Source organism: Marinobacterium sp. MBR-111 (assembly GCF_040547585.1).
Lineage (GTDB): Bacteria > Pseudomonadota > Gammaproteobacteria > Pseudomonadales > Balneatricaceae > Marinobacterium > Marinobacterium iners.
On sequence record NZ_JBEPQA010000059.1, the window covers coordinates 1 to 4634 of the forward strand.

Genomic DNA, 4634 nt, shown 5'->3' on the forward strand with positions numbered 1-4634 from the left:
GCAATCTGCTTTTGTTCGCATATAAGAGTATGGGCGTGCCAAAGGATCAGCTCAAAATCGATCTGGCGTGCCTCTCTAAGTTCACGAAAATATTGACTCAGAATCTCGTGAAGTGCCTCATGCTTCCATATATCCGGACAGGTAAGGTGGTACCCAGCCTCGCTGAAATGATAGTTGCAATCCCAATGGGTAACTCTTGAGTGTGGTTCACATAGCCGTTCAAGCATGAGTTGGCAACTATGTGTGTCAATGACGCGGTAGCCATGTGCAAGCACAGGAAGGTAAATGCCATATGGTTTAATGATCCATTCGAGGCAGAAGGAGTGGATAGTCCCAATCCACAGACCCGAAGTATCGACCCCCATGGCTTCTATGCGCTCTTGAATTTCATCGGCTGCGCGATGGGTATAGGTGATGGCTGCTACAATCCGCTTGTCCGTGCGACGAGAGAGCTCATAGGCAAGCTTATAAGTTAACGTGCGCGTTTTACCACTTCCCGGGCAGGCAATAAGAAAGGCACTGGATGGTTCCTTAACCGCCGCTGATTGCTCAGAATTTAGCTCACGCTCATCCCATGTGAACATTAGACTATTCCTGCTAGAAAGGCATGGATGGCATCACTCGGTAGCGCTGAGGCAGCAGCCATTTGGAGTGTGGACAGGGTGATGTTCCCCTGACGGAAGCGCTCAAGCTCAACCTCGAAAACATCCAAAGACGAGCTAGCCGACGGGTCTGCTTCTCGTCGACAGTTCGCTCGATACTGGAGGATCCTGGCAATCAGCGGTCCCGAAAAGCCCCCATGTGCGAACAAGATCGCTTGTTGGATATAGACAGGGATTACGACTTGATGATCAAGCTGTTCGCCGAGCTGGATTGCAAACCAGCCTTTTCCTTCTTGCTCGGCCATCATCAATGTTCGTAAACCCGACTGATGCAGATGGCCCGAACGTAGCGCATCGATCGAGTCATCAATGGTTTCTTTCGACTTGTAGACATTGTTAATGATTCGAACTACTGCTTCTTGGTTGCCCGATTTGACGAAATCAACTTCAAACGTATGGTCAGCATAGAAGGCTGCGAGCCAAGCATTCCCGGTAACGAAGGCGTCAAGCGCAGTCTTCCGAGCTGCACCAGCCTTTTGCGAGCCAGCCGCCTTGCGTTTCTTCGCTGCCCAGAAATCTGTATCTTCAGGTCGTGGCGTCACATTGAAGAAAATCGTATCGAGGTCGGTGACGATACTGCAACGCTTGCGGATGCGCTGGTCATGAAAAAGCACGGCGACGTTCTTGAATCCTGTGCTACGAATGTTGATGACGCTTATGCCTAGCTCGTCGACACTTAGGCCCAGCACTTTCTTGACGATGATTGGGATCAGTATCTCCTCGGCATCGCCTTCGACGAGCAGTACGCTCTTGGCAAAAAGCAGATTACTACGCACCGCATCGAGGTATCGCTGGATGCCCATCACCTGAGAGGGCTCCAGCCCCGTCGCTGGCTGATAAGCCTCGCAAAATGAGCCTTGACGACCTAAAACGTTGACGTTGCTGACGTTACTAACTTCGGAGATGTGGGTTGAGTGCGTCGTGTAGATGATCTGGGCATCGCTATAGGCTATGCGATCGAATAGGGTTTTCTGAATATGAGTGTGGATATGAGCTTCCGGCTCTTCAATCAGCAGGAAGTTGGCAATAGCCTGCTTCTCGCGTTGATACTTAAACTCAAGTAGTTTTAGCGTCAAATAGATTAGGTTTGCCCCGCCTAAACTCAACTCATGGATCGCTCCTTCGTATCCCTCTTCAGATTCCCCCACAAACAGGCGCAGCGACTGAAAAAGTTTCTCTGCTTCTTCGGGCAGGTCAGACTTAATCGATGATCTGGCAACACTTTCCCGGACACTTTTTTAAGCAGCTGCTCGTAGCATCGACTCATAGTCCGCCGGACTCATATAGTCGTTGCTGGAGTGCAGTCGCTCCCGGTTATAAAACACCTCGATGTACTCGAAGATGGCCTGCTTCGCTTCCTCTCGTGTCTTGAAGTCCTCGTGATACACCAGCTCGGTCTTCAGCGTATGAAAGAAGCTTTCTGACGGAGCATTGTCCCAGCAATTCCCCTTGCGGCTCATGCTGCACCTGAACTTATGCTGCTTGAGCAAGCCCTGGAAACTATCCGAGGCATACTGGCTGCCGCGGTCGCTGTGAACCAGCAGGCCAGCTTCAGGTCGGCGCTTAAAGATTGCCATCGTCAGTGCATCGTTCACCAGCGCTGCCGGCATCCGGCTATCCATCGACCACCCGACGACTGCGCGTGAACAAAGATCAATGAAAACAGCCAAGTACAGCCAACCCTCCCGTGTCGGGATATAGGTAATGTCACCAACATAGGCCTGATCAGGCTCTGATGCCATGAAATTCCGGTCTAACAGGTTCGGGGCTACCGGTTTATCATGCTTCGAGTTGGTGGTCGCCTTGAACTTGCGTCGCATTTTGCATTCGAGGCCTTCTTCATCCATTAATCGACCCACTCGACGTCGACTGATGGTATCGCCGTCCTCAGCCAGCTTCTTCTGAATACGCCGTGCTCCGTAGGTTGCGCGACTTTTTTCATGATGCTTGCGAATACTGGCCTTCAACGCCTGATCTTCCTGGGCACGCTGGCTGGGCGGTCTCGTGCGCCACTCGTAATAGCCACTGCGGGAGACTTCAAATACCCGGCACATCAGGGCAGTACTAAACCTGTCCCGATGCGCCTCGATAAAGCCGTACCTCAGCTCGATTCTTTGGCGAAGAAGGCAGCCGCCTTTTTTAGCAGCGCGCGCTCCTCTTTCAGTCGCGCGTTCTCACGCCGAAGCTGCTTCAGCTCTTCATAAAGGTGCTTGTCGTCGACCACACCGTTTGAATCACTCGCCTGCTTGCCGTGGAATTTGCTGATCCAGGTATGCAGCGTGTTGACGTTTACACCCAGCTCCCGAGCGGTTTGAGCGACCGGTTGATCAGACTCCACCGCCAGTTTGACCGCGGCTTCTTTAAATTCAGCTGTATAGGAATTGCTCTTTTTCTGACTCATGACACACACCTTGATAGGCAGGTGATATTACCTGCGTCTGTGTGTCCGGGAAACTATAGCCAGTTCACGACAGTGAAGCAGGCGAGTAGGTATCGCCTGCAGCATCCTTGATAGTTTCTCGGATGTGCTTGCGTACCGACTGGACGTCATCAAGGCTTTCGATAGAGGCATTCAAGTCGCGAACCATATGAGTGATAGGCGTCATTGCACCAGGGTCAACTTCGCCGCTCTTGCTCTTGAGTAATGTGAATAGTGGATTGGTTCGGTTATTGTGGAACTCCGCAACAACATCCCGCAGAGCCTGAATGAAGGTCAGCGAGACTTCTTTCGTAACCGACAGAAAACCTGGCACCTTAGCACCGATTTCCGGAAACTCTGTTTCCGAGTTAAATAGGCAATGCTCAAAGCTGCCTACGATTGAATCGTAGACTTCAGGGTCGCTGAAATCGGCACTGCTTCTGCCGGTGAATACAGTTTCATAATCATTAATCGTTATCGCACTGCGGATCTCGGCAAGATTATCATGATCGAAGGGATCCAACGCCGCGAGCTTCAGGCGGATCTCTTTCTTAGGTCGGAAGATGAGGTTGTAGCTGGCTTTAGCAACCGTCCCAGTCCCGAGCTGGGCTGTGCCATGGAGAAACAGCGCCTGCACTGCTTCATCGGAGCTGATGTCCTCGAATTCCATGCTAATAATAATCCAATGTCCCTGCCATTGGCCTAGAGCTCGGCTGAAATCAGTTTCTTCTAAACGGTGCGCTGCGCGTACCATGTTATCATCTAACAGAAGGCGAATTGCTCGAAGAATATTGGATTTGCCAGAGCCGTTTTCGCCGATAATGGTGTTAACCCCTCGCTGAAACCGAAGAGTTGTGTTTTTGAAGTTCCGGTAGTTGATCAGCGTCAGTTTGGAAATATGCATGTGTATCCAGCCCGCCACTCCCTGAGCAGCTCTATTTGGTTTAAAGCAATCATGATCCAGTAGCACTTTAACACCTGATTGCTTTACGGAGCCTACTCCTGTGGAATAGCGTCAGGCTTTGCCTTGTTACCTTGTGCAAATTCGTTCCGACTCTGTGGGTCTTCAACGAATCCAAAAAATACGTTTTTTGGTCCGTTTTGTGCGGGTTATAGGTCCGCTTTGGGCCAAGTAGCGACCTACCAGGCACCACCCTCAACCTAGATCTAAGGCACTGACTGATGTAGGGACTCGCTACAGGGCCGATCCTATGCGTTGGTCACCCGAGTTCGACAGTTATCCACTGACTATCGTCTGTTTTGCACAATCCAGCCCTGATTCATGCGGGTTCCCGCTTCTGAGACGTCTAAGCATGATCGTGGCACGCCTGTGAATATCTTTCTGTTTTCAATGATGGCAGTCGATGATGATAGCCGATAGCGTTATAGCAATATTACGAACTCCGGCCTGCATAGGCATGCTGCTTACGACAGTATTTGACATATCTAAATTACTACCGGTTTAAGGCTCCGGAAAAATCAGTCAAGTGATGTTTCATAAGTGTTTCTTTATTGCGCCAGTAGGATGAACTTTTTGTCTGATAAGGCGGTCA

General features: G+C 50.6%; 4 protein-coding genes. All 4 read right to left on the minus strand.

All coding sequences use genetic code 11. The features are described 5' to 3' along the window. On the minus strand, positions 1-584 hold a 584-nt coding region (locus ABIE61_RS18485), incomplete at its 3' end, for a UvrD-helicase domain-containing protein (protein WP_354412287.1). After that, positions 584-1810 carry an ATP-dependent nuclease gene (locus ABIE61_RS18490; protein WP_354412289.1) on the minus strand — a complete coding sequence of 409 codons (1227 nt, stop codon included), beginning with the start codon at positions 1808-1810 and terminating at the stop codon, positions 584-586. The genes ABIE61_RS18485 and ABIE61_RS18490, both read right to left, overlap by 1 nt. Before the next feature lie 90 nt (positions 1811-1900). Then, a protein-coding gene (locus ABIE61_RS18495; protein WP_354412292.1) for an IS3 family transposase occupies positions 1901-3063 on the minus strand; the annotation gives its coding sequence in 2 pieces (ribosomal slippage) (positions 1901-2793 and positions 2793-3063; 1164 coding nt in all). Between the two features lie 64 nt (positions 3064-3127). Further along, complete coding sequence (locus ABIE61_RS18500; protein WP_354412295.1) at positions 3128-3985, minus strand: ATP-dependent nuclease; 858 nt, start codon at positions 3983-3985, stop codon at positions 3128-3130. Positions 3986-4634: the final 649 nt, after the last annotated feature.

What these genes read in the sequence shown, in the direction of transcription:
- ABIE61_RS18500 (WP_354412295.1), bottom strand. Translation starts at nt 3,985, where the DNA reads ATGCATATTTCCAAACTGACGCTGATCAACTACCGGAACTTCAAAAAC.